General features: G+C 74.6%; 21 protein-coding genes. 14 read left to right on the top strand and 7 right to left on the bottom strand.

Going from position 1 to position 23684, the window contains the following annotated elements:
• Nucleotides 1–454: 454 nt before the first annotated feature.
• Both KPL59_RS18415 and KPL59_RS18420 read left to right on the top strand, forming a co-directional pair.
• Nucleotides 455–1420 (top strand): N-acetylmuramoyl-L-alanine amidase, encoded by a 966-nt coding sequence (locus KPL59_RS18415; RefSeq protein WP_226361501.1) that lies wholly within the window; start codon nucleotides 455–457, stop codon nucleotides 1418–1420.
• Between the two features lie 74 nt (nucleotides 1421–1494).
• Nucleotides 1495–2682: a class I SAM-dependent methyltransferase gene (locus KPL59_RS18420; RefSeq protein ID WP_226361502.1), complete on the top strand. Its 1188-nt coding sequence runs from the start codon at nucleotides 1495–1497 to the stop codon at nucleotides 2680–2682.
• Between the two features lie 7 nt (nucleotides 2683–2689).
• Here KPL59_RS18420 and KPL59_RS18425 read toward each other — a convergent pair whose 3' ends face one another.
• The gene (locus KPL59_RS18425; protein WP_226361503.1) at nucleotides 2690–3256 is read right to left on the bottom strand and encodes a TetR/AcrR family transcriptional regulator; all 567 of its coding nucleotides are present in this window, start codon (nucleotides 3254–3256) and stop codon (nucleotides 2690–2692) included.
• A gap of 117 nt (nucleotides 3257–3373) precedes the next feature.
• On the opposite strand from KPL59_RS18425, the gene KPL59_RS18430 reads away from it, so the two are divergent.
• The gene (locus KPL59_RS18430; RefSeq protein WP_226361504.1) at nucleotides 3374–5020 is read left to right on the top strand and encodes a GMC oxidoreductase; all 1647 of its coding nucleotides are present in this window, start codon (nucleotides 3374–3376) and stop codon (nucleotides 5018–5020) included.
• Here the strand turns inward: KPL59_RS18430 and KPL59_RS18435 are convergent.
• Nucleotides 5013–5645 (bottom strand): 2-C-methyl-D-erythritol 4-phosphate cytidylyltransferase, encoded by a 633-nt coding sequence (locus KPL59_RS18435; RefSeq protein WP_226351200.1) that lies wholly within the window; start codon nucleotides 5643–5645, stop codon nucleotides 5013–5015. The genes KPL59_RS18430 and KPL59_RS18435 overlap by 8 nt on opposite strands.
• Before the next feature lie 106 nt (nucleotides 5646–5751).
• Between KPL59_RS18435 and KPL59_RS18440 the strand changes: the two genes are divergently transcribed.
• Entirely contained in the window at nucleotides 5752–8355 is a 2604-nt protein-coding gene (locus KPL59_RS18440) for a helix-turn-helix transcriptional regulator (protein ID WP_226361505.1), read from the top strand.
• 10 nt (nucleotides 8356–8365) lie between these two features.
• On the opposite strand, the gene KPL59_RS18445 is transcribed toward KPL59_RS18440, so the two are convergent.
• Nucleotides 8366–9157 (bottom strand): SDR family NAD(P)-dependent oxidoreductase, encoded by a 792-nt coding sequence (locus KPL59_RS18445; protein WP_226361506.1) that lies wholly within the window; start codon nucleotides 9155–9157, stop codon nucleotides 8366–8368.
• 141 nt (nucleotides 9158–9298) lie between these two features.
• Here KPL59_RS18445 and KPL59_RS18450 point away from each other — a divergent pair, with 141 nt between their 5' ends.
• Complete coding sequence (locus KPL59_RS18450) at nucleotides 9299–9748, top strand: MarR family winged helix-turn-helix transcriptional regulator (protein ID WP_075309379.1); 450 nt, start codon at nucleotides 9299–9301, stop codon at nucleotides 9746–9748.
• Between the two features lie 7 nt (nucleotides 9749–9755).
• On the opposite strand, the gene KPL59_RS18455 is transcribed toward KPL59_RS18450, so the two are convergent.
• The 4 genes from KPL59_RS18455 to KPL59_RS18470 form a co-directional block, all read right to left on the bottom strand.
• Complete coding sequence (locus tag KPL59_RS18455; RefSeq protein WP_226361507.1) at nucleotides 9756–11234, bottom strand: dynamin family protein; 1479 nt, start codon at nucleotides 11232–11234, stop codon at nucleotides 9756–9758.
• Nucleotides 11231–13060: a dynamin family protein gene (locus KPL59_RS18460; protein WP_226351204.1), complete on the bottom strand. Its 1830-nt coding sequence runs from the start codon at nucleotides 13058–13060 to the stop codon at nucleotides 11231–11233. Before KPL59_RS18460 ends, KPL59_RS18455 begins: the two co-directional genes overlap by 4 nt.
• 175 nt (nucleotides 13061–13235) lie before the next feature.
• Nucleotides 13236–14030: an IniB N-terminal domain-containing protein gene (locus KPL59_RS18465; protein WP_226361508.1), complete on the bottom strand. Its 795-nt coding sequence runs from the start codon at nucleotides 14028–14030 to the stop codon at nucleotides 13236–13238.
• 123 nt (nucleotides 14031–14153) lie between these two features.
• Entirely contained in the window at nucleotides 14154–14960 is an 807-nt protein-coding gene (locus tag KPL59_RS18470; protein ID WP_075309387.1) for a hypothetical protein, read from the bottom strand.
• 242 nt (nucleotides 14961–15202) lie between these two features.
• Here KPL59_RS18470 and KPL59_RS18475 point away from each other — a divergent pair, with 242 nt between their 5' ends.
• From KPL59_RS18475 to KPL59_RS18515, 9 genes are all read left to right on the top strand, one after another.
• Complete coding sequence (locus tag KPL59_RS18475; protein ID WP_226361509.1) at nucleotides 15203–17305, top strand: Hsp70 family protein; 2103 nt, start codon at nucleotides 15203–15205, stop codon at nucleotides 17303–17305.
• Nucleotides 17306–17589: 284 nt separating this feature from the next.
• Nucleotides 17590–17925: a hypothetical protein gene (locus KPL59_RS18480; protein ID WP_226361510.1), complete on the top strand. Its 336-nt coding sequence runs from the start codon at nucleotides 17590–17592 to the stop codon at nucleotides 17923–17925.
• Nucleotides 17926–17992: 67 nt separating this feature from the next.
• Nucleotides 17993–18817, top strand: a complete 825-nt coding sequence (locus tag KPL59_RS18485; protein WP_226361511.1) for a DMT family transporter — start codon at nucleotides 17993–17995, stop codon at nucleotides 18815–18817.
• A gap of 9 nt (nucleotides 18818–18826) precedes the next feature.
• On the top strand, nucleotides 18827–19549 hold the full coding sequence (locus tag KPL59_RS18490) for an alpha/beta fold hydrolase (RefSeq protein ID WP_226361512.1): 723 nt from the start codon (nucleotides 18827–18829) through the stop codon (nucleotides 19547–19549).
• A gap of 77 nt (nucleotides 19550–19626) precedes the next feature.
• The gene (locus KPL59_RS18495) at nucleotides 19627–20580 is read left to right on the top strand and encodes a ketopantoate reductase family protein (protein ID WP_226361513.1); all 954 of its coding nucleotides are present in this window, start codon (nucleotides 19627–19629) and stop codon (nucleotides 20578–20580) included.
• Nucleotides 20577–21224, top strand: a complete 648-nt coding sequence (locus KPL59_RS18500; RefSeq protein WP_226361514.1) for a maleylpyruvate isomerase N-terminal domain-containing protein — start codon at nucleotides 20577–20579, stop codon at nucleotides 21222–21224. Before KPL59_RS18495 ends, KPL59_RS18500 begins: the two co-directional genes overlap by 4 nt.
• Nucleotides 21225–21301: 77 nt before the next feature.
• The gene (locus KPL59_RS18505) at nucleotides 21302–21934 is read left to right on the top strand and encodes a pyridoxamine 5'-phosphate oxidase family protein (RefSeq protein ID WP_075309397.1); all 633 of its coding nucleotides are present in this window, start codon (nucleotides 21302–21304) and stop codon (nucleotides 21932–21934) included.
• Between the two features lie 54 nt (nucleotides 21935–21988).
• On the top strand, nucleotides 21989–22363 hold the full coding sequence (locus tag KPL59_RS18510) for a hypothetical protein (protein ID WP_226351211.1): 375 nt from the start codon (nucleotides 21989–21991) through the stop codon (nucleotides 22361–22363).
• 197 nt (nucleotides 22364–22560) lie between these two features.
• Nucleotides 22561–23619 carry a serine/threonine protein phosphatase gene (locus KPL59_RS18515; RefSeq protein ID WP_226351212.1) on the top strand — a complete coding sequence of 353 codons (1059 nt, stop codon included), beginning with the start codon at nucleotides 22561–22563 and terminating at the stop codon, nucleotides 23617–23619.
• Nucleotides 23620–23684: the final 65 nt, after the last annotated feature.

Genomic DNA, 23684 nt, shown 5'->3' on the forward strand with positions numbered 1-23684 from the left:
GCCAGGGCCGATCGACTTACCGGCCGGTAACTGACTCCAGAGTATTACCGACGGGTAACCCAGGCAAGGGCGCAGGTGCGGGTCGGGACCGCTCACCTGTGTGACGCGCTCGACCGGCGCGCCCGCGCCGTACTTCTCCCGTGAACCGAGAGAATGCGGAGTCGCACGGGACGGATGTGGCGTGTGTGACGAAGGCGGTACCGGCTCGGTGCGGCCGATGGGGGGCAGCAGCGATGGGCGAGCCGGGGCAGAGCTGGAGTCGCCGCGGGCTGCTGGTCGGTGGCGCGGTCGTCGGCGCGGGCCTGGTCCTGCCCGGCCGGGCGTTCGCCGGGCCGCCGCCGGCCACCGACCCCGCCCCGCCCCGCCCGCCACCGACCCGGTGCCCGGTCCGTCGGCGGTCCCGGGGCCGGACGGCATGCCCGGACCGGCCGGTGCCGGCCCCCTCGCGGAGGGCGTGCCGATCCCGTTCATCGCGCGCTGCTTCGAGTGGGGTGCGCGCAAGCCGAAGTCCGCGCCGAAGATCTGGGACCGGCGTCCGATCCGGATCCTGGTCCACCACACGGCCGGGGCGAACACGACCGACTACAGCGTCGGCGCCGCGCACCGGATGGCGAGGGCGATCCAGAACTACCACATGGACCGCAACGGCTGGCTCGACTCCGGGCAGCACTTCACCATCTCGCGCGGCGGGCACGTGCTGGAGGGCAGGCTCTGGAGCCTCGGTGAGCTCAACGGGGGCCGCCGCGTCGTCGAGGGGGCGCACTCGCCGGGCCAGAACGTCATCGCGATCGGCATCGAGAACGAGGGCACCTACATGGGCGTCGACCCGACGCCGGCACTGTGGAACTCGCTGCGCATCACCTGCGCCTACATCTGCCTGCGCTACGGCATCGCCCCGACCGAGCTCTACAGCCACCGCGACTACCGCAACACCCTCTGCCTCGGCGACCGTCTCTACGCCGCGCTGCCCCGACTGCGTCGTGAGGTGGCGGGGCTGCTGGGCAGGCGGCTCTCCCGCACCGAGGCGACCAAGGCGAGCTGGCCGCTGCTGCGCACCGGCGACCGCGGACCGATCGTCGAGGCAGCCCAGTACCTGCTGCGCGACGCCGGGTCGCTGACCGGGAAGCCCGACGGCCGGTTCGACGACCGCACCGCGGCCGCGGTGAGCGAGTTCCAGCGCGCGCACCGCGCCGACGACGTCAACGGCCTGCTCGGCGGGGAGACCTGGCCGGAGCTGGCCCGCACGGTGCGCGCGGGCGCCGAGGGCGACGCCGCCCGTGCGGTCGAGGTGCTCGCGGCGGCGCGACGGGTGGAGAGGGTGCCCGACGTCGTCGACCACCCGCAGTGGCAGAAGCTGCTCGGGACCTCCGGCAGTCCCGTCCCGGACGCGCACGACCCGCAGGGCGTGCTGAACCGCTGAAGGCCACGCGCGGGCCCCGTGCGGGCGGAGAGCGCCTGCACGGACGGGTGACGGACTGCCGCTAGTCTCGCCCGGTGCTGAACCGCTGCCCCGCGTGCGACGCGCCCGCGAGCGATCCGTTCTTCTCGGTGACCGGGCTGCCGGTGCACGGCACCGCGGTGCTGCCCGACCCGGTCTCGGCGCGGTCGGTGGCCACCGGTGACCAGGTGCTCGTGCTCTGCGAGCGCTGCGGGCTGGTGTTCAACCGCGACTTCGACCCGGGGCTGCTCGACTACACCGGCGACCACGAGGAGTCCCAGCACCACTCCCCCCGCTTCGCCGCCTACGCCGCGGAGATCACCGCGGACTGGGTGGCGCGGTTCGGCCTGGCCGGACGGCACGTCGTCGAGGTGGGCTGCGGGTCCGGTGACTTCGCCGCCGAGCTGCTCGGCGCCGGCGTCGGCCGGGTCACCGGGATCGACCCGCACTTCGTGCCGCAGCGGGTCCGGCCCGAGCTCGCGGACCGGCTCACCGCCGTCCCCGCGGAGTTCGCCCGTGACCAGGTCGAGCCGGACACCGCGGCCCTGGTCTGCCGGCACACCCTGGAGCACATCCCCGACCTCGCCGTCTTCGGCGCGGAGCTGTACGCCGGGCTGCGTCGCGGCGGTGGCCGGGCGCTGCTCGCCGAGGTGCCCGACCTGGGCCGGATCCTCGACGAGGGCGCCTTCTGGGACCTGCAGTACGAGCACTGCTCCTACTTCACGCCGGCGACCATGCGGACCTTCCTGGCCGGGGTCGGCTTCTCCGACCCGCAGGTGCGGCTGACCTACGCCGACCAGTACGTCGTCGCCGAGGCGGGGCCGGACGGGACCCCGAGTGCGCCCGTGCTGGAGCCGCACCGGCGCGACGCGCTGCGCGGCGCCTGCCTGGACTTCGCGACCCGGGTGTCGGACCAGGTCGGACGCTGGCGGGAGTGGCTGGGCGGTCGGGCCGCGACCGGCGACGAGGTGGTCGTCTGGGGCGGCGGGGCGAAGGGGCTGACCTTCCTCAACGTCGTCGAGGGCGGGGCGGAGGGGACCGGCGCGGTCGGCGCGGTCGTCGACATCAACCCCGGCCTGCAGGGCCGCTTCATGGGCGGGCTCGGGCTGCCGATCCGCGCGCCGAAGGACCTGCTGGACTCCCCGCCGCGGTCGGTGCTGCTGATGAACCCGGTCTACACCGGCGAGGTGCGGGCCACGCTCGACGAGCTGGGGCTCGGGTCGACGGAGCTGCTCGCGGTCTGAGTCCCGCTCACCGGTCCGCGTCGCGCAGCTCGCGCACCGCGCGGGCGAGTTCGGCGCGGGCGTCGGCGGGGTCGTCGAGGCCGATCCCGGTGAGCACCAACGCCCCGGCGAGCAGCAGCCGCGCGGTGCGCCGGGCCGGGCCGGAGAGGTCGTCACCGCAGACGCGGTCGAACCGGTCCTGGAAGTCGTCGATCACCGAGTCCCGGATCCGGCGGGCTGCCGGGTCGTGCCCGAAGAACACCACGCGCAGTGCGCTGTCCAGTGCGCTGTTCCCGGCCAGGGCGGCGACTAGACCGTCGACGTAGCCGGCGACGCGCTCCTCCACCGGCAGCCGGTCGTCCGGCTCCTCACCGGGCGCGTCGCGCAGGTGGGTCACGAACACCGCGGCGAGCAGGTGCTCCTTCGAACCGAACACCTTGTACGCGGTCGCCGGGGAGACCCCGGCCCGGCGGGCCACCCGGCGCACGGTGAGCACGTCGGCGCCGTGTTCGGCGAGCTCCGCGCCACCCGCGTCGAGCAGCCGGGTGCGCGTCGCCGGTGCGACCTCGCTGGGCCGGAGGATCGCCTCGTCCACCGGGTCCAGGGTAGTGCGCGACCCGACGTACCGAACCCGGTACCGAGGGTCGCGGGAACTGCGCTACGGTCACCGCACCCGATGGACAGGTGTCCATCCGGCCCACGGGAGGCTCACGTGCGCACGATCAGCCGCAGGACCGTCCTCGCCGGCGCGGCAGGCGCCGCCGGACTCGGGCTGCTGGGCAGCGGGGTCGCCGCCGCGGCGCCCGGCCGGATCGCGGTCACCCGCGAGGAGCACCGGGTGGTCGTCGTCGGGTCCGGCTTCGGCGGCGGGGTCACCGCGCTGCGCCTGGCGCAGGCCGGGGCGCCGGTGCTCGTGCTGGAGCGCGGTCGGCGCTGGGTCACCGGCCCGAACGCGGAGACCTTCCCGCGGGTCCTGACCAATCCCGACCGCAGGCTGTTCTGGCTCGACACCGTCGCCGACCCGCTGGACGGGCCGCCGAACCCGCTGTCGGTGCTGCTCGGGCGGCCGACCCGGAGCACCCCGGGCGCGGTCCCGCTGTCCCCCGGCCGCTACACCGGTCTGCTGGAGCGGGTCGGCGGCAACGGCATGGACGTGTTCTGCGCGGCGGGCGTCGGCGGCGGGTCACTGATCTACCAGGGCATGACGCTGCAGCCGTCCGCGGAGCTCTTCGCGGCCACGATGCCCCGCGAGCTCGACTACGACGTGCTCGCCCGCGAGCACTACCCGCGGGTCGCGCGGATGCTGCGCCTGGAAACCGCACCCGACGAGCTGATCAACTCCCCCACCTACCGCTCGTCGCGGGTGTTCCGGGACCGCGCCGAGGCCGCCGGCTACGAGGTCGAGAAGATCCCGATGCCGATCGACTGGGACTACGCGCTGGCCGAGCTGCGCGGGGAGATGAAGGCCACCTACACCAACGGCGACGGCGCGCTCGGTGTGAACAACGGCGGCAAGCACAGCGTCGACGTCACCTACCTCGCCGAGGCCGAGGCGACCGGCCGGGTCACCGTCGCGACGCTGCACCAGGTCACCGACGTCATCCGGGCCGCCGACGGGCGCTGGGAGGTGCACGTCGACCGGATCGACGAGACCGGCACCATCCAGGAGAAGAAGATCATCACGACTCCGGCGCTGGTGCTCGCCGCGGGGACGCAGAACACCAACCGGCTGCTGCTGCGCGCCCGCGCGCACGACACGATCCCGGACCTGCCCGACGCCCTCGGCGAGAACTGGGGCACCAACGGCGACCGGATCTGCACCTGGGTCTCCCCCGTCGAGGACTTCGGCCCGGTGCAGGGCGGGCCGGTGGTGTTCGGGACGAAGGACTGGGCGGACCCGGCATCGGCGAACACGATCATCCAGGCGTCGCTGCCGCCGCTGCCGCTCGGGCTCGGCCGCACCGTCACGATGATCGTCGGCTACGGCGTCAGCGCCGGCCGCGGCCGCGTCACCTGGGACCCGGTGCGCCAGGAGGGCGTCGTGCAGTGGCCGCTCGACGGCGACGCGCCGCTCACCTCGCGCATCCACGAGCGGATGGCCCGCATCACCGGCGTGCGCGGCACCTTCGTCGACACCACCTACGTCGTGCCGACGACCTGGCACCCGCTCGGCGGTGCGTGCATCGGCACGGTCTGCGACGTCGCGGGCCGGGTGCAGGGCCAGCGCGGGCTCTACGTGCTCGACGGGTCGCTGATGCCGGGCACCACGGCGGCCTGCAACCCGTCGATGACGATCGCGGCCGTCGTCGAGCGCGCCACCGACGACCTGATCGCCCAGGACGTCGGCACGCTCATCTGACCAGCCGCCGGACGACGGCCAGGTCCTCCGGGCTCGCCACGTGCAGGTTCGCCGGGTCCCCCGGCACCGTCACCACGCGGTGGCCCAGCGCGGCGAGCATCCCGGAGTTCTCCACCGGCCGGGGTGCGTCGGCGTGCGCGGCCCGCAGCACGTCCGCCCGGAACGCCTGCGGTGACTGGGTGATGACCGCGTCCTGCTTGGGAAGGGTCTCGACGACGACGCCGTCGACCACCCGCTGCACCACCTCCAGCAGCGGGACGACCGGCACCGCCCCGTCCGCTCCGGCACGCACGGCGTCGACGACGTCGGTGAAGATCCGGTCCGCGGCGAGCGGGTGTGCGGGGTCGGCGAGCACCAGGATCCCGGCGTCGCCGGGCACCACGGCGAGCCCGGCACGCAGTGACTCGGACTGGTGGTCGCCGCCGACGGCGAGCGCGTCGACCGGCTCGCCGTCCCAGTCCACACCGGACGGCAGCACCAGCGCGACCCGGTCGCAGGTGCGCCGGGCGGCGGCGACGGTGTGGTCGACCAGCCGGAGCCCCGCCAGCTCGTCGAGCTGTTTCAACCGGCCGTAGCGCAGCCCCCGGCCGCCCGCCAGCACGATCGCCCACACGTGGTCCCGCACTCCGGTGATCCTGCCGGGACCGCCGGAAGAACCGGACACCGCACCCGATAGCCTCGGTCGTCCCCGCTCGGGCGACCCGATCGGGTGACCCGGAGGGCGGACGAGGATGGCGGCACCGACGACGTCTCCCACCCCTGCCGCGCCGTCGACCGGCCCGCTCGCCGGGTCCCCCGCGTCGATCGCGCTGGTCCGGGAGGTCGCCGAGGACCCGGCCGCGCCGCGCCTGGTGGCCGTCACCGGCCCGGCCGGTGCGGGCAAGTCGACCCTGCTGCGCGAGCTCGTCCGGGTGTGGACCGAGGCCGGCGCCGAGCAGGACGTGACGGTCGTCGACGACGCCCACGAGCTCGGCGACGACGCGCTCGCCGACCTGCGCGGGTACGCGGGCCGCCTGGACGCCCGCCTGGTCGTCGCGTTCCGACCGTGGCCGCGCAGCCGTGCGCTGGCCCGGCTCGGCGCGACGCTGGCCGCCGCCGCGCCGCCGCTGGTCCTGGGCTCCCTGGACGCGGCCGGGATCGCCGCGCGGGCCGCCCGCGTCGCCGGGGTCCGCATCTCCGACGAGGCCGTCCGGGTCGTCGCCGAGCGCACCGCCGGGGCCCCGATGCTGGTCGACCGGCTGCTCGCCCACGGGCGGGTCGGCGGGCCGGTGCCGCCGCAGCTCGCCGAGCAGATCGGCTACGCCGTCGACGCCGAGGACCCACGGGTGGTCGAGCTGGTCACCGCGCTCGCGCTCGGTGCCCCCGTCGACGGCGAGGTGCTCGTCCCGCTGCTCGGGATCTCCGACGCGGCCGGCATCGGCGTCGGCGCCGAGATCGCCGAGCTCGACGAGCTGTCCGGACGGGCCGTCGCCGCGGGGCTCTGCACCCCCGACGGGCGGGTCGTCCCGCTGGTCGCCGAGTCGATCCGAGCCAGGGTCGCGCCCGCCCGGCGGGCCGAGCTGCGCCGCCACCTCGCCGAGATCGAGCTCGACCGCGGCGGGAGCGTGCTCGCCGTCGCCCGCACCCTGCGCGGGTCCGGGGCCTCCGGGGAGCGTGCCGCCGCGGTGTTCCGGGCCGCCGCGGCCGAGGCGGCCCGCGCGGAGAGCCCGGACGCGGTCCGGTTCTACGCCGAGGCCGTCGCCGCGGGGACACCCCCGCTGACCGTCGCCGCGCACCGCGCGCAGGCCCACCTCGTCGCGGGGGACCTCGACGGTGCGCTCGGGCACGCCGACTCGGTGCTGTCGGCGACCGACGCCGTCGAGGCCACCGACGCCGTCCGGGCCGGGTCGGTCGCGGCCGCCGTCCTCGCCCGGCGGGGTCTGCTGGCGCGCAGTGCCGAGCTGTACCGGTGGACCGCCGCGGTGTCCGGGGAGCGCCCGCCCGCGGCGGCCGTGCCCGTCCTGATCGGGACCGGGGCGCTGGAGGAGGCCCGCGCCGTCGTCGGGGGCGACGGCGGTGGTTCCGGGTTCGTCGCCGGCCGTGCGCCCACCCTGGTCGACGGCGCCGACGACCTGACCGCCCGCGGCATGCTCGACTCGGTCGAGGGCTCCCCGACGGCAGCACTGTCCGGCCTGGCCCGCGCCGCCGGGCTCCTGGAGGCCGCGCACGGCGCCGCGCTGCTGCCCGACACCCCGGCCGCGCTGGCCGCGCTGGTGGCCGTGCACACCGGGGAGTTCGACGTCGCCGCGTCCGTACTGGACCGTGCCCTGCGGACCGGGCTCGGCGGGGCACCCGCCCGGGCCCGGCACCGGCTGCTGCTCGGCTGGATCGCGCTGCTGCGCGGCGCGACCGGCCCGGCGTCGGAGCGGCTCGCCGCCGTCGACGAGGGCGACGACCCCCTCGAACCGCGCGACGAGTTCCTCGCCGCGGCACTACAGGTGGCGATCGCCCGCCGCCAGTCCGACCTCGGCGCCCTGATGCGGTCCTGGACGCGGGCCCGGCAGGCGATCGTCCGCCACCCGGTCGACCTCTACGTGCTGCAGCCGCTCGGGGAGCTGGTGACCGCGGCGTCGCGGCTGCGGGAGGAGAGCTGGGTGGCCCCGCACCTCGCCGAGGCCGACGCGCTGCTCGACCGGCTCGGCCGGCCCGCGCTGTGGGCCGCCCCGCTGCACTGGGCACGGCTGCAGGCCGCGGTCCTCACCGACGACGTCGAGGCCGCCCGCGCCCGCTCCGACGAGCTCCAGCGCGCGGCCTGCGGCAGCCGCTTCGCCCACGCCATGGCGACGGCGGCCCCGCACTGGGTGGGTGTGCTGGAGGACCGGGTCGACGCGGCCGAGGTCGAGGCCGCCGCCCGTGGGCTGCACGCCGTCGGCCTGTCCTTCGACGGCGGCCGCCTCGCCGGGCAGGCGGCGTTGCGGACCGGGGACCGGCGCGCGGTGTCGGCGTTGCTGGCCTGCGCGCGGGCCCTGCAGGCCGCGGGCACGGACCTGCGTCAGGGGACCGTCCAAACGCCGGCGGAGGAGCCCCGCCCGGTGGCGGAGGAGCCCACCGTCGCGGCTCCGGCGCCCGTCGAGGCCGCCCCGGAGCCGGCCGCGTCGGGACTGCTGTCCGATCGTGAGCTGGAGGTCGCCGAGCTCGTCGTGCAGGGGCGCACCCAGCGTGAGATCGGTGAGGCGCTGTTCATCTCGGCGAAGACCGTCGAGCACCACGTGGCCCGGATGCGCCAGCGCCTCGGGGTGGGCAGCCGCAGCGAGCTGCTCGACGAGCTCCGCCGGATCCTGGGCGACCGCGGCTGACCCCGCCCGGTCAGGGCAGGATCGAGTCGACGTAACCGCCGTCCACCCGGACCGCGGCCCCGGTCGTGGCCGAGGCCTGCGGGGAGGCCAGGTAGGTCACCATGTGGGCGATCTCCTCGGGCTCGATCAGCCGCTGGATCAGCGACTGCGGCCGGTGGGTGCGCATGAACTCGCGCTGGGCCTCGTCCCAGGGCAGGGCCGGATCGACCAGCTGGTACACGAAGTCCTCGACGCCCGCGGTGTGCGTCGGCCCGGCGATCACCGAGTTGACGGTGACCCCACTGCCGGCCGCCTCCTTGGCGAACCCCCGGGACAGCGCCAGCAGCGCCGTCTTGGACACGCCGTAGTGGATCATCTCGGCCGGGATGACGATCGCGGAGTCGCTGGCGATGTTCTGGACGCGGCCCCAGCCGCGATCCCGCATGCCGGGCAGGTAGGTCCGGATCAGCCGGGCGGCGGTCAGGACGTTGACCTCGAAGTAGCGACGCCAGTCGTCATCGGTGATGGTGAGGGCCTCCTGGGCGCCGAAGACGCCCAGGTTGTTGACCAGGACGTCGACGTCGGGCAGCGCCGCCACCAGGGTCGCGGTGCCCTCCTCGGTGGTGACGTCGGCCGCCACACCGACGACCTCTCCGTCGGACTCGTCCCGGACCCGGGCGACGGCCGCGTCGACCCGGTCCGCGGTACGGCCGTTGACCGCGACCCGGGCGCCCGCGCGGGCCAGGCCGACGGCGATGGCGAGTCCGATGCCCTGGGTGGAGCCCGTCACGAGGGCGGTCCGGCCGGTCAGGTCGAGGTGCATGGCTGTCTCTCCAGGAGTCGGGGCGGCCGTCTCGTATCGTGGTGACGGCACGTGCAACAGTCGGCGTACGCCGATAGTTGCACACGCTGGTTATTGCTGACGCCGCCAACGTAGCACCGACGCCCGAAGGGGAGGCACGCCATGTCGCTCGACGACGACGCGGTCGAGACGCGGGCGCGGGGGTGGCGCACCCTGGCCGCCCTGCACGCCCGGCTGGAGGACGACCTGGAGCGGGCGTTGCAGCGCTCGTACGGGCTGTCGGTGGTGGAGTACACCGTGCTCGACGCGCTGGCCCGCCAGGACGGGTACCACCTGCGTATGGCCCAGCTGTCGTCGGTGGTGGCGCTGAGCCAGTCGGCGACGACCCGGCTGGTCGGCAGGCTGGAGGACCGGGGGCTGCTGCAGCGGTACCTGTGCCCCACCGACCGGCGCGGCATCTACACCGAGCTCACCGAACAGGGGCGTCTGCTCCTGGAGAGCGCCCGCCCGGGCCACGACCGGGCGCTGGAACGGGCACTGGCCGACGCGGCGACGCGACCCGAGCTGGCCCCGCTGGTCGCGGCGTTGCACGCCCTGGACGCGACGCCCTGACCCCCGCCTAGTGGTGCGCGTGCGGGCGGGACGCCTCGGCGAGCAGCCCCTCGCAGGAGCGCACCACGATCCGCGCGGCCTCCGCAGAGGCCCGCCCGGTCAGCGGGCTCTCCGCGCGTCGCCGCCAGCGGCGCAGCGCCTCGGAGGCGGCGTCGTGGACCTCGCGCGGGCCCGCGGCGCCGTCGAGCCCCAGCCGGGCCGACGCCGAGCCGCCCTCGCCGCCGAGCAGCCGTTCGGCGTCGGCGAGCGCCTCCGGCGGGAACACGATCTTCCCGGCGCGCAGGTCGGCCAGGGCCCGCAGCTCCACGAACTCGTGCGCCCCGGCCAGGATCCGCTCCACCTCGGCACGCAGCGCGGCCGTCGCCGGGCGGGGCTCGCGGGTCAGCACGAGGTCGACGGCGAGCAGCGCGGAGCGGGCCTTGAGCAGGTCGCGGCGCTCGGAGAACTGGGTGTCGAGCACCGAGCGCAGCTCGTCGAGTCCGGAGCGGCGCACCAGGTCGTCGGCCAGCGCGGTCGGGTCCTTCACGCCCTGGCGGATCAGCGTGGTCCCGAGCCGGACGCCGAACAGGCCGAACCGCTCCAGCAGCGCGATCCGGGTGGCGGCGTCGGGCCGGTCGAGGTCGGTGCGTCCGAACCGGTCGGCCGACAGCAGCAGCGCCTCCACGTCGCCACGCGGGAGCGCGGCGAGCTCGGTGAGCGCGACGTACTCGTCCTGCCGCATGGTGCGGGCGGTCTCGGCGAGCAGCCCGGCGACGGCGACGACGGTCTGGCACAGCCCCCGCAGCTTGTCGTCGCCGCGGTAGCGCCGCGCGATCCGGCGCGCCGAGATCAGCGCGTCGAGCCGGCCGACGCCGATCTCGTCGGCGCGCGAGAGCACCGCGATGGTGTTCACCGGGGTCGCGCGGGCGACGCCGCGGTCGTGGAAGGCCTCCAGGAACCGCACGTCACCGGCGTGCAGGTGACGCATCAGGTAGACGACGGCGTCGGCGGGCGACGGGGTGTCCTCCGGCGTGAGGAACTCCCCGGCCCGGCCGGCCGCGTCGGCGGTCAGCGACCCGATGCCGGGGGTGTCGATCAGGTTGGTGCGGCGCAGGTGCTGCGACGGCCAGTCGACGTGCAGCCGGTCGACGTCCTCCACCCGGGCACCCTGAAGGTCGATCTGCAGCGCGCCGTCGCGGCGGGCCAGGGTGAGCGGACGGTCCGCGCCGGAGCGCAGGTGCATCCGCACACCCGGGGCGGGGGCGTCGGCGTACCAGGTGACGATACGGGTGCACTCGCCCGCGTCGGTGGGCGCGATCCGCTCGCCGACCAGGGCGTTGAGCAGGGTGGACTTGCCGGCCTTGACCTTCCCGGCGATCGCGACGCGCAGCGGCTCGTCGAACCGGTCGAGGTGGTGGCGCAGCCAGCCCGCGGCCTGCGGGGAGTCGCCGTAGGCGTCCAGGGTCCGGCGCAGCAGCGCGCGGGTCTGCTCGGTCAGCGCGCTCACGCCGGACCACCGGAGCCCACGGCCGCGGCCAGCGCCCTGGCCCGCTCGGCGAGGCCGGTCACCCGCTCCAGCTCGGCCTCCAGGTCCGCGACGCGCTGCTGACGCTCGGCGTCGTCCTTCAGGGCGGTCTGCGCGGCCGCGACGGACTCCTTCAGCGCCTCGGACAGCTCGTCGGCGACGGTGGTGAAGTGGTCGCGCAGGTCGCGCTGGATCCGGCGCAGGTTGTCCCGGGAGTCCTTGCCGACCTGGAAGGTGACCTCGTCGATGTGCCGGCGCACGGCGTTCTTCGACTCGGCCTGGCGGCGCTGCTTCAAGCGCTTCTTCTCGTCGCGCACGGTCTTGGCGCCGAACAGCAGACCCGCACCGACCGAGAGCGGGTTGAGCAGGGCGATCCCGGCGAAGGTGGAGGCGAGACCGAACATCAGCATGCCGCCGTAACCGCCGCGGGCGCCGACGAACAGCTTCTGCCCGATTCCGAACTTCTCGTCCGCGGGCATCTCCAGCGGGTCGACGAGCCCGGCCACCGAGCCGCCCGCGACCCGCAGCTCGGGCAGGGTCACGTCGACGGCCTCGGCGAAGTGCTCGGCCACCTGCTCGGCCAGCCAGCGTGCCCGCTCGGTCGTCCACACGAAGTTCTGTGCGACGGCGTGGGCCACCTGCTTGTGGAACCACTCGGCGAACTGGTCCCAGATGTCGGCCGGGTCGGCGTCCTCCAGGAGCTGCTCGGCGTCGCGGGAGACCGCGCGCAGCCGGTCGCGCAGGTCGTACTCGATGTCGGCGATGAGGTCGGCGACGCCGTCGGTCAACGTGGTCTGCCAGCGCGCGGAGCGCTGGCGCAGCCCGTCGACGCGCGACCGCGCGGCCTCCAGCTCGCGGGCGAGCTGACCGGCCTTCTCCGGGTCGTTCTGCGACATCAGCTCGGCCCGCATCGTGGCTTCCAGGGCCTGGCAGGTGACGAGGACGTCCTGGCTGGTGGAGCGGCGGTCCAGGTCGTCCGCGGCACCGACGACCTTGCGCAGCAGGAAGCTGGTGAGCGCCTGGAAGCCGGACTCGGCGATGAGGTCGAGGTCCTGGGTGCGGGCCGCGTGCAGCCGCAGTGCGGAGGACACCGGCAGCAGCTCGGCGTCGATCCGGGCGGTGCGCAGGTGACGCTCGTCGAGCTCGACGATCCGCCGCCAGTGCGGGTACAGGTCGGTCTTGGTGACGATGCAGGCGACGTTCGGGCACAGCTTGCGCGCGGCCTGCAGGAACTCCAGCTCGGGGGCGGTGTACTCCTGGCTGGCGTCGGAGACCAGCAGCACCGCGTCCGCGGTGGGCAGCGCCGACATCGTCGCGGCGCCGTGCGCGGACCCGAGCCCGCCGACGCCGGGGGTGTCGACCAGGGCCAGCCCGCTCTGCAGGAGCTTGCGGGGCAGCGTGACCTCGGCGCGGGTGAGGCGGGCCCGGTTGCCGGGGTTGCCGGCCTCGGAGACGTGCTCGGCGAGCTGGTCGAGCCCGACGACGGTCCGCTCGGCCTTCTCGGTCGTCACGCCGTCGGGCCCGGGGGCCTCGCGGACGAGGGTCACCGACGTCTCCTCGCCGAAGCGCACGAGCGTCGGCACGGCGGTGGCGATGTCGTCGTCGACGGGGCACACGGTGGCGTTGACCAGCGCGTTCACCAGCTGACTCTTGCCCTGCTTGAACTCGCCGACGACCAGCACCCGCACGACCGGGTCGGTCAGCCGCGCCTTCGTCTGCCGCAGCCGTGGCGCCAGGTCGGGGCGGTCGTAGGCAGTGACCGCCTTGAGGGCGAGGTCGACGAGCGCGACCGCCTCCGGCACTGCCACGACCGCTCCCCCCAGATACGTCGCGGACGGTGCCCGGCGGCATCCGTCACGTCCTCGTCATGGATACACGAACGGTGACGGCCCCGGTCACCCACGGGGTGGGTGGCCGGGGCCGTCGGTCCGGGCGGTCGAACCTGCTCCTCCGCCCGGAGCAGTGCGGTGGGTCAGCGGTGGGTCAGAGGCCCACGTGGACGTCGGTGGAGACGTCGTTGTGCGACAGCACGTCGGTGTGGCTGTGGTTGTCCACATCGGTGTCGGTGTGCTGGCTCGCGTCGGTGTTGAACGAGTCGTCGATGTCGGTCGAGGTGTGCGTCTCGGTGTGGGTCTTGTTGAACGAGTCGGTCGCGTCGTTCGAGCCCGTGGCGGTGCCACCGACGGCCGCGGCGCCACCGTGGTCGGCGGAGATGTCGCCGGTCTTGGTGGCCGAGCCGGAACCGAAGGCGGTGGTGTTGCCGTCGCCCTTCACCACGTTGTTGTCGTCGCCCACGATGTTGTCGTGGCCGGTGGTGACGGTCGAGTCGCGGATGTCGTCGCCGGCGGCCACCGAGCCGTCGCCGGACGCGACGACCGACTTGGTGTCGATCGACTGCTCGAAGTCGCCGCCGCCGGTGTCGATGTTCTGGTTCACCGAGTTGTCGACGATGGTGTCGCGGTCGTCGACGTTGTAGGTGTAGTGGTTGTTGGTCACGTACTTGTCGATGTACTTGACCGGGTCCTCGCCGTGGTGCACGGGCGGCGGCGGGGTGTGGTGGTGGCCGCCGTGGCCGCCGCCGGTGTTGTAGTCGCGGTCGAAGGACACGTCGTCGTTGTCCTGGGCCAGGACCAGCGCGTCGCGGACGTCGTCGGCGGAGACCTCGGACAGGCCGCACTGGGCGAGGACACCGTGCGGGTCCTCCTTGAACTCGGCCAGGGCCTTGGGGTCCTTCAGCAGGTCCAGGATGAACTGGATCAGCGACTTCTCGACGGACATGGCGATCTCCTCTGCGGGTGCCGCCGGGCTCGCGCGCTCGGCGGAGGGTTCGGGTGGTGCGGGAGGTGGTGACCGGGCCGGGGTCGGGGGCGTCCCGGCCCGGTCACCGGGCGGTGCGGTGGGTCAGCCGACGGCGAGGTCGATGCCGTTGTGCGACGCGATGTCGGTGTGGCTGTGGTCGTCGATCGACGTGTGGGTCTCGGTGCTGGCGTCGAGGTTCCCGGAGTCGTGGATCTCGGTGTTCTCGTGGGTCTCGGTCCAGGTCTTGTTGAACGAGTCGGTCGCGTCGTGCGAGCCGGTCGCGTTGCCGCCGATGGAGACCGCGCCGCCCTTGTCGGCGGAGATGTCGCCGGTCTTGGTGGCCGAGCCGGAACCGAAGGCGGAGGTGTTGCCGTCGCCCTTGACCACGTTGTTGCCGTCGCCCACGACGTTGCCGTTGCCGGTCGTGATGGTGGAGCCGTCGATGTCACCGCCGGCGGCCACCGCGCCGTCACCGGAGGCGGTGGTCGACCGGATGTCGATGTCCTGGTCGAAGTCGCCGCCGTGGGTGTTGATGTGCTGGTTCACGGAGTTGTCGACGATGGTGTCGCGGTCGTCGATGTTCTCGGTGTGCCAGACGTCCTTGACGTGCACGTTCTCGTGGGAGGCGGCGGCCTTGTGGCCGTGGTCGCCCTTGCCCTCGCTCCAGCCGCCCTTGTCGCCGCCCCAGTTGAAGCCGGTGTCGTAGTGGCGGTCGAAGGACACGGTGTCGTTGTCCTGCGCGATGACCAGCGCGTCGCGGACGTCCTCCGGGGACAGGTCGGCGAGGCCGTAGTGCTGCAGGACCGCGTTCGGGTTGTCGTTGAACCAGTCGCGGACCTGGATGCTCTCGGAGCCGCTGCCGAGCAGGAGCTTGATGAAGTCGATCAGCGAGATGTCGTGTGCAGCCATGTCGGCCTCCGGAGTCGCTCGGGGGGTGACCGGTCCGTCGGCGACGACCGGTGTTGACGACGAAAGCTAGGGGCGCCGGGCCGCCCGGCCATCGGGGATCGCTCCGGGTCCGTCGGGGGGCCGTTAGGGGATCGGTCCCCCACTTCGTTCCGCTGCGCGGCACCGGCTAACGCCGGAGCGGCCCCCGCCGATGGGTCGGGGAGAGGACCACGCCGGCGTGCCGGTTCGACGAGGGGGGAGCAGTGGTGTCGTACCTGCTCGGGATCGATCTGGGGGCCACCTCGGTGACCGCGGCCGTGCTGCGCACGGGTGGTGCCGCGGAGTCCGTCCGGCTGGGCGGCCGCGACGGGAGCGACGTGCTCCCCGCGGTGCTCGTCGCGACGCCCGGGGGCGACCTGCTCTGTGGTGAGCCCGCCCGTCGCCGGGCCCCGGCCGAGCCGGACCGTGTCGCACGCGGCTTCCTCGACCGGGTCGGGGACCCGACACCGCTGTCGCTGGCCGGCTTCGCCTACGCGGCCGAGGACCTGTGCGCCCGGCTGGTGCGCGTCCTGGTCGACGAGGTGTCCACCCGGCACGGTGGCCCGCCGTCCCGGATCGGCATCACCTGCCCGGTGGGCTGGGGCCGGCACAAGCGGGACCTGCTGGCCGCCGCCCTGCGTCGCCGCGGGCTGACCGTCTCGCTGGTGACCGCGCCGCAGGCCGTCGCGCTCGCCCACCGCGCCGTCGTGCCGGCCGGGGGGCCGCTCGCCGTCGTCGACCTGGGGGGCAACGGGACCACCGCGACCGTGCTGGCCGCGGCCGCACCCGGGGTGCTGCCCGACGCCGTCGGCCGCACGCTGACCTGCCGGACCGGTGGCGCCGACGTCGACGACGCGGTGTTCGCCTTCGTCCGGTCCTCCTCCCCGGCCACGGCCGCCGCGTTCGACGCGCTCGACCCCGACGACCCGCGGACCGTGGCCGCTCTGACCTCCCTGCGCGACGAGTGCCGCGCCGCCAAGCAGCTGCTGTCCCGGGACACGGTCGCGACCGTCCCGGTGGAGCTGCCCGGCCTGCGGACCGCGGTCCGGATCCACCGCTCCGACCTCGACGAGCTCACCCGCCCGCTGCTCGAGCCGGTCACCGACCTGGTGCAGGACGTCGTGGCCGCCGCCCCGGACGCCGAGGTGCTGCTCGCCGGCGGCGCCGCACGGATGCCGGTCGTGGTGCAGGCGGTCTCGGCGGCACTGGGCCGCCCGGTCGCCGTCGTCGCGGACCCGGTGGCCGACGCCGCCCGGGGCGCCGCGCTGGCTGTCGCGCCGGGGGCCGGGACCTCCTGGCCTGGTGTGCGGATGGCGCCGCTGGCCGGTGTCCCCACGCCTCGCGAGCCCGTCGACCCGGCCGGGCGCAGCCCGTGGGACCGGCCCGGGCCGGACACCGCCGACCGCGCCGGCAGCACCGACCGCGCCGGCAGCACCGACCGCGCCGGCAGCACCGACCGCGCCGACCGGACCACCCCGGCGTGGCCGACCCGCGGTGAGCGGGAGCGGACCGCACGGACCGAGGCGCCCGCCGCGGACCGCACGGCCGTCGCCCTGCTCGACCCGGAGCCGCCGACCGGCCCGCTGACCGCGGTCCCCCGCACCCGTACGGCCCAGCCCCCCGCCCCCGCACGGACGTCGGTCCTCGGGGCCGGACGGGTGACCGCCCCGGCTGTCGCCCGCCCGGAGCGTCCCGCGCCGGACACCCTGGTCACCCGGGACGCCCCCGCCGGCGCGGCCCGCCGCGGCGTGGTCACCCGGCAGCGCCTGATGGTCGGTGCCGGTGGCCTCGCCGGTGCCGCCGCCATCGCGGGTGCGCTGCTGTTCTGGCCCACGACGAGCCCGGGGATCGGTGAGCTGAGCGCGGCCCCCGTGCTGAGCTCACCGGCCGTCGCACCGGCTCCGGTCGCTCCGGGCGCCGCCCCGGCGCCCGGCGCCGCCTCCGGCCCGGTCGCGGGCGCCCCCGTGGGTGGGACGCGCGCCGGCGCCTCGGGTGGCGCGGCCACCGGGGGCGTCGCGGCCCGCCCCGCCGCGGGTGCCGCTGCGCCGGCCGCGCCCGGCGCCCCGGCTCCGGCCGCGCCGGCTCCGGCCGCGCCTGCCCCGGCTGCTCCGGGACCGGCCGTGCCGTCCGCCCCGGTGGTGTCGCCCCCGCCGGCCACCACACCGCCGGCGACCAGCACGGGCCCGAACACGCCGGCGGAGGGCACGTCCGATCCGACCACCCCGCCGGTCACCACCCCGCCCGCCACCGACCCGACCACCCCGGCCCCGGGCCCGACGACCACGGCTCCCGCGCCGTCGTCGAGCGTCGCTCCGGCAGCCGCGTGATCATCCTGGGGGACAAGGAAATCGATCACCGATCACGCTGTGCGCTGCGACGACAGCGCGGAGTGACCCCCACCCCGTCCCGCCAGGACCCCGGGGCGGGATGATTCGGACCGCCGGGCCGGCGTGGACACGGGAGCCCCCACGCCGGCTCGGCCCCATGCGGGAATGCGATACGGCCGCGCCCGAAGGTGTGAGCGCGACCGCGTCGCGCCGCCGGTCTCCACCCCCTCCGACGTGGTAAAACCGTGGTCGTCACGGTTCGGGGGCACGGGTGAGAGGGGCGCGTGGTGACGCGGTTGGCGGGGGCGGTCATCGGCATGGCAGCGGGTGCGTTGGTGCTCGCCTATGTCGTGGTGGGCTGGCCGATCCTGGTGGTCGGCGGGCCGCTGCTGGTGGGGGTGGCCCTGACGGTCGTCGTCCTGGTCCTCACCGAGCGCCCGCGGGCCGTGCTGGCCCAGCGCCGGGCCGTCCAGGCAGGCACCTCTCCCTGGCAGGCCGCCGCCGACACGCGTGACGAGCAGCCCGGCCGCGGGCTGATGAGCGGCTTCTTCGAGATGCCCGCGGCGCTGCCCGAGCAGCGGCCCGCCCCGTCGGACGCCCGCCCGGCCGGCACCCGCTAGCAGTACGTCACAATCGGCCGGTGCCGATCTTCCCGCGTGCCGCCCGTGACCTGACCCGGGCCCGCCCGTGCTGATCGGGATGTTCTTCGCGGTGCTCGCGATGCTCTGCAGCACCGTCGCCGCCATCCTCCAGGCCGACGCGGCCAACCAGGGCGGGCGCACCAGCGCGGTCCTGGCCCGGCCCCGGTTCGTCGGCGGGATCGGGATGGACCTCGTGACCTGGCTCTGCATGGTCGTGGCGCTCCAGTACATCCCCATCTTCGCGGTGCAGGCCGCGCTCGCCGGGGCCATCGCGATGACGGCCCTGTACGCCCGCTACTTCCGCGGCGAGTGGCTGCGGCCGGTGCACCGGCTGGCGATCGGCGCCAGCATCCTCGGGCTCGCGTTCGTCGCCGGCAGCGCGGGGACCGAGCGCAAGCAGGCCCTGACCGGCCACGGCACGACCGTGGCCGTCCTGATCGCGGCGCTCGTGGTGTTCATGGGGGCGACGCTGGCGGTCACCAACTCGACCAAGCCGTGGCCGTCGGCGGTGCTCGCCGGGCTCGGGCTGGGCGGCGGCTCGGTCTGCATCCGCGCGATGCACGTGTCCGAGGGGGTCGACCTGGCCGGTCTGCTGCGCGAGCCGCTGGTCTACATCCTGGTCGGCATGGCGCTGACCGGCCTGTACAACTACGCCCGCGCACTGCAGCTCGGCGACGTCTCCACGGTGACCGCGCTCTACATGGTCACCCAGGTCGTCGTGCCCGGTCTGGTCGGCATCACGCTGCTCGACGACACCGTCCGCCCCGGTCTGTGGTGGCTGCTGCTGCTCGGGCTGGCGCTCGTCGTCTACGGCACCTCGATCCTGGCGCGACGCCGTCCGGAGAAGCGGACTCCCCCGCGGGTGGCCTAGTTTCGGCTCATGCCCTCCTTCGAGCGCCCCGGCGTGACGCTGCACTACGAGGAGCACGGCACGGGGTTCCCGGTCCTGCTGCTCGCCCCGGGCGGCATGAACTCGACGATCGCGGCCTGGGACAACGCTCCCTGGAACCCGGTCACCCACCTCGCGCAGCGGTACCGCGTCATCGCGATGGACCAGCGCAACGCCGGGTCCTCGGTCGCCGAGGTCCACGGCGACGACGGCTGGGACACCTACACCGCCGACCAGCTGGCCCTGCTCGACCACCTCGGCGTCTCCGAGTGCGCGGTGCTCGGCATGTGCATCGGCGGCGCCTACATCGCGAACCTGCTGGTGACCGAGCCGCAGCGGGTCCGGGCCGCGGTCGCGCTGCAGCCCATCGGCCGTGCCGACAACCAGCACCTGTTCGAGAAGAGCTTCGAGAGCTGGCGCGCCGGGATCGAGGCCGACCACCCCGGGGTCCCCGACGACGACTGGGCCGCGTTCCGCACGAACATGTGGGGCGGCGGCGGGATGCTGTACTCCGTTCCCGACGAGGCGCTCGCCCATGTCACGACGCCGTGGCTGGTGCTCATGGGGACCGACGCCTTCCACCCGGAGCCGGTGTCGCGCCGGCTCGCCGAGCTCGCGCCGGGTGCGGAGCTGGTGGAACAGTGGAAGGTCGAGCCGCACGTCGCCGACGGCCGCGCCGCCGTCGACCGGTTCCTCGCCACCCACCTGGTCTGATTCCTCCACGACGGCGGGCACCCACTGCCCCGCCGTCGGTGGTGCGCCGGCACGACGGTTGAGTCAGGATCGTCGTCGTGCGTTACGTGGTGATCGGGGCAGGGGCGGTCGGCGGGACGATCGCGGCGCGGCTGCACGCGGCGGGGCGGGAGGTCGTCGCCGTCGCCCGGGGCGCGCACCTCGACGCGATCCGCGAGCACGGGCTGCGCCTGGACACCCCGGACGGGTCGACCACCCATCCGGTGGAGGCCGTGAGCACGGTCGCCGAGGCCCGCCCCACCTCCGACGACGTCGCGATCCTCGCCGTGAAGTCGCAGGACACCCCGCCGCCGCTGGCCGCGCTGCTCAAGGCGGCCCCCGGGATCACCGTGGCGTGCGCGCAGAACGGCGTCGCCAACGAGCGCCTCGCCGCGCGTCGCACCGACCGGGTGCAGGCGATGCTGGTGATCCTGCCCGCCGAGCACTACGAACCGGGTGTCGTCGTCGCGTCGTCGTCGCCGGTCCCGGGTGTGCTCGACGTCGGCCGGTTCCCCTCCGGGGTCGACGCGACCACCGAGGCGATCGTCGCCGACCTCACCGCGGCCGGGTTCTCCTCCCGCGCCGACCCGGATGTGATGGCCGCGAAGTACGGCAAGCTGCTCACGAACCTGGCCAACGCGGTCGACGCGATCTGCGGGCTCGACGACCCGGACGCCCCCCGCCTCGTCGAGGCCGCGACCGCGGAGGGCCACGCCGTGCTCGCCGCGGCCGGGATCACCGCCAGGACCGGCGACGACGACCGCGTCCGCCGGGAGGGCATCGTCACCGAGCGGCCGGTCGCGGGTGCGACGCGGCGGGGCTCGTCGTCGTGGCAGAGCCTCCGGCGCGGTTCCGGTTCCATCGAGGCCCAGTACCTCAACGGCGAGATCGTGGCCCTGGGCGCGGCGCACCGGATCGCGACGCCGGTCAACACCGAGCTGATGCGGGTGGCGGAGGAGATGGCCGCGGCCGGGGAGCAGCCGGCTTCGCGGTCCGGGGCCGATCTGCTGTGACGGCCTATCCGCTGGACGTGGCGCGGCCCGCGTTCCTCGACACGCTCGACGGGTTGTCCGCGCTGCTCGACCACGTCGACGACACCGACCTGCACGCTCGCAGCCGCTGTCACGGCTGGCTCGCCGCCGACGTCCTCGCGCACCTGCACCTGGGCCTGGTCGAGATGCTCGCCGGGTTCCCCGCCCGTACCGACCGTCCCGCCGACGCCGACCTCGCGACCTACTGGACCGCACCGCCGCCCGGGTCCGAGCAGCCGGGCTGGGCGCACGAGCGCTTCGCCCGCGCCGTCGCCGCGGCCTACGCCCGCCCGACCGGTCAGGTCGCCCACGTCGCGACGACCGTGCGCGGGCTGCGCCGGCTCGTCGCCGACCTCGAGCGGCCCTACCGGCTGGAGTTCCAGGGCGTCGTCCTCAACGTCGGCGACTTCGTCGCGACCTGGGTGGTGGAGGTCGTGGTGCACCACCTCGACATGACCGTCGTGCTGCCGGACGCGCCCGCGCCGCCGGCGTCCGGGCTCGCGGTGGTGCGGGAGACGGTGCTGCGCCTGGCCGGGGACGCCGCCGTCGCGGGGTGGGAGGACGACACGGCGCTCGCGCTGGCCGCCACCGGGCGGGAGCCGGGCATGACGCCCGTCCTGGGCTAGCAGGTGATGCCGGTCGTCCCCCGGCCCGTGACCGGAATTCTCTCGGCCCCGCGCCCGTCCGCGCCTACCGTCGACCCATGACGTCCGACGCGCACGGAACCGAGATCCGCACCCTCGCCGAGCTGCAGCAGATCACCGGGCAGCCGATCGCACCCGCCCTGGCGAAGGAACGCGACCACCTCGTGGACGTGCACCGCGCCTGGCTGGCGGCGTCCCGGTTCCTGCTGCTGGCGACGTCGGGCCGGGACGGCACCTGCGACGTCTCGCCGAAGGGCGACCCGGCCGGGTTCGTGCACGTCGTCGACGACCGCACGGTCGCGATCCCCGAGCGTCCCGGCAACGGTCGCGTCGACGGCTGGCGCAACGTCCTGGAGAACCCGCACGTCGGCGTCATCCTGCTGGTGCCGGGGCGCAACGACACGCTGCGCATCAACGGCCGGGCCCGCCTCGTCCGCGACGCGCCCTACTTCGACGAGCTCGCCGTGAAGGGCCGCCGACCGCTGCTCGCCTGCGAGGTCGCGATCGAGCAGATCTACTTCCACTGCCCCAAGGCGTTCCTGCGCTCCGAGCTGTGGGCGACGGAGAGCTGGCCCGCGCCGGACGCGCTGCCCTCCACCGCGCAGCTCGCCAAACGGCTCGCCCGCCCCGACGAGCCGCTGGAGAAGATCGAGGAGTACTACGGCGCCGGCTACGCGGCCCGGCTCTACTGAGGGTCGCGCAGGTTACATCGAAACCCCAGGTCAACCCCTGCACAATGGGGAGACGTGACACCCCCCGTCCCGCCGCTGCGGCGGTCCCTGCGCGCCCTGCTGTTTGCCGTTCTCACCGCGCTCGCGATCCCGGTCGCGCTCGCGGCGGGTGCCGCGCTGCCACCGGCCGCGGTGGTCGCGGGGATCGTGCTGGCGGTGGTGGTCGCCGGGGTGGCCCGCACCCTGTCCTGGGTGGCCGGGGAGCCGATCGGCGAGCGGGCCACGGTGCTGGCGGTGGCCAGCGGCCTCGGCGCCGGGATCGCGGCGATCACCCTGGGAGTGGTCGCGGTGTTCGCGGGTCCCGCGGTGCTCGTGCTCGTCCCGCTGCTCACCGGCGCCGGGATGGTGACCTGGTGGGTCGCCCGCCGCGACGTGCCGCCCGTGCTCTGAGTCCATGATCACCGGGTGTGGAGTCCGGAGTGCACTCCACGACCCTCTGCGCTCCACAATTGGCGATCATGCTCCCGCGCGGCGACCGTCATCCGCCCCTGTCTACTGGCTGTGCTGGTCTCGGCGCACCGTGAGGAGACCGGCACTCCCCTGCCTCTGAGCGGTGTCGGATGAGCACTTCTCGGGGAGAGGTGGGTATGGCGAAGGGCGAGCGCCTTGCTCGACACGGCTGGATGTCGTCCGAGCTGGGTTCGTACAGCGATCGTCAGTTGGCGTCGATGGTGGACCGAGCGGCGCCCCGGGGCACTGGCATCGGCGGCACCTCCGCGGTACTGGAGGTCGACCGCACCCCGGTCTTCGTGAAGAGGATCCGCTTGACCGATATCGAGCGGAAGACGTCGAACGTCGAATCGACGGCGAACCTCTTCGGGCTGCCCGTGAAGTGCCAGTACGGCGTGGGAAGTCCGGGCTTCGGTGCCTGGCGCGAGTTGGCGGCGTGCATCACGACGACGGACTGGGTCCTCTCGGGGCTCTCGGACGCGTTCCCTCTGCTGTACCACTGGCGGGTGCTGCCCGGAGTGGGTCCGCGGGCGGGCGACGCAGCATCAATGGAGCGCGAGGTGGCGTTCTGGGGTGGCTCGTCCGCCTTACGCGGTCGACTCGCCGCGCTGGCCGATGCGACTGCCAGTCTGGTTCTCTTCCTGGAGTTCGTGCCGTACACCCTCGAGGCGTGGCTTTCTGCCCAGGTGGCGGAAGGTCGGGTGGCGTCCGAGGCTGCGGCTGTCCTGATGGAGGCGCAGCTGCTCTCGACGGTCGAGCTCATGAACGCGGCGGGGATCCATCACTTCGACGGCCACTTCGGAAACCTGCTCACCGACGGGCGTCAGCTCTTCTTCGCCGACTTCGGGCTGGCGACCTCGCCGAGTTTCGAGCTCTCCGAGGCCGAAGCGCGCTTCCTGCACGAGAACCGCACCCATGACTCCGGCTACGCCGCGATGCGTCTGGTGAACTGGTTGGTGGCCACCTTCGCCGGCGTGGGTCCGGCGTGCACGGTCGAGGAGCGCAACGGACTCGTCCGCGCTCTGGCCGACGGTGCCGGAGTGGCAGGGGCTCCGGAGGCGGTATCGCGGCTTGTCGACCGTCTCGCGCCCGTTGCGGCCGTCATGAACGGCTTCTACTACGAGTTGTTCACCGGGAGCCGTGCTGCCCGCTACCCCGCTGGTCGAGTAGCCGAGGCCCTCGCCGCGCGGCCGTGAGCGTCGATCTCGGGCGGAGAAGCATCCGTCGAGGTCAGGCTGGGCAGCGGTGGGGCCCGGAATCG

The sequence above is a fragment of the Pseudonocardia sp. ICBG1142 genome (genome assembly GCF_020496255.1).
Classification (GTDB): domain Bacteria; phylum Actinomycetota; class Actinomycetes; order Mycobacteriales; family Pseudonocardiaceae; genus Pseudonocardia.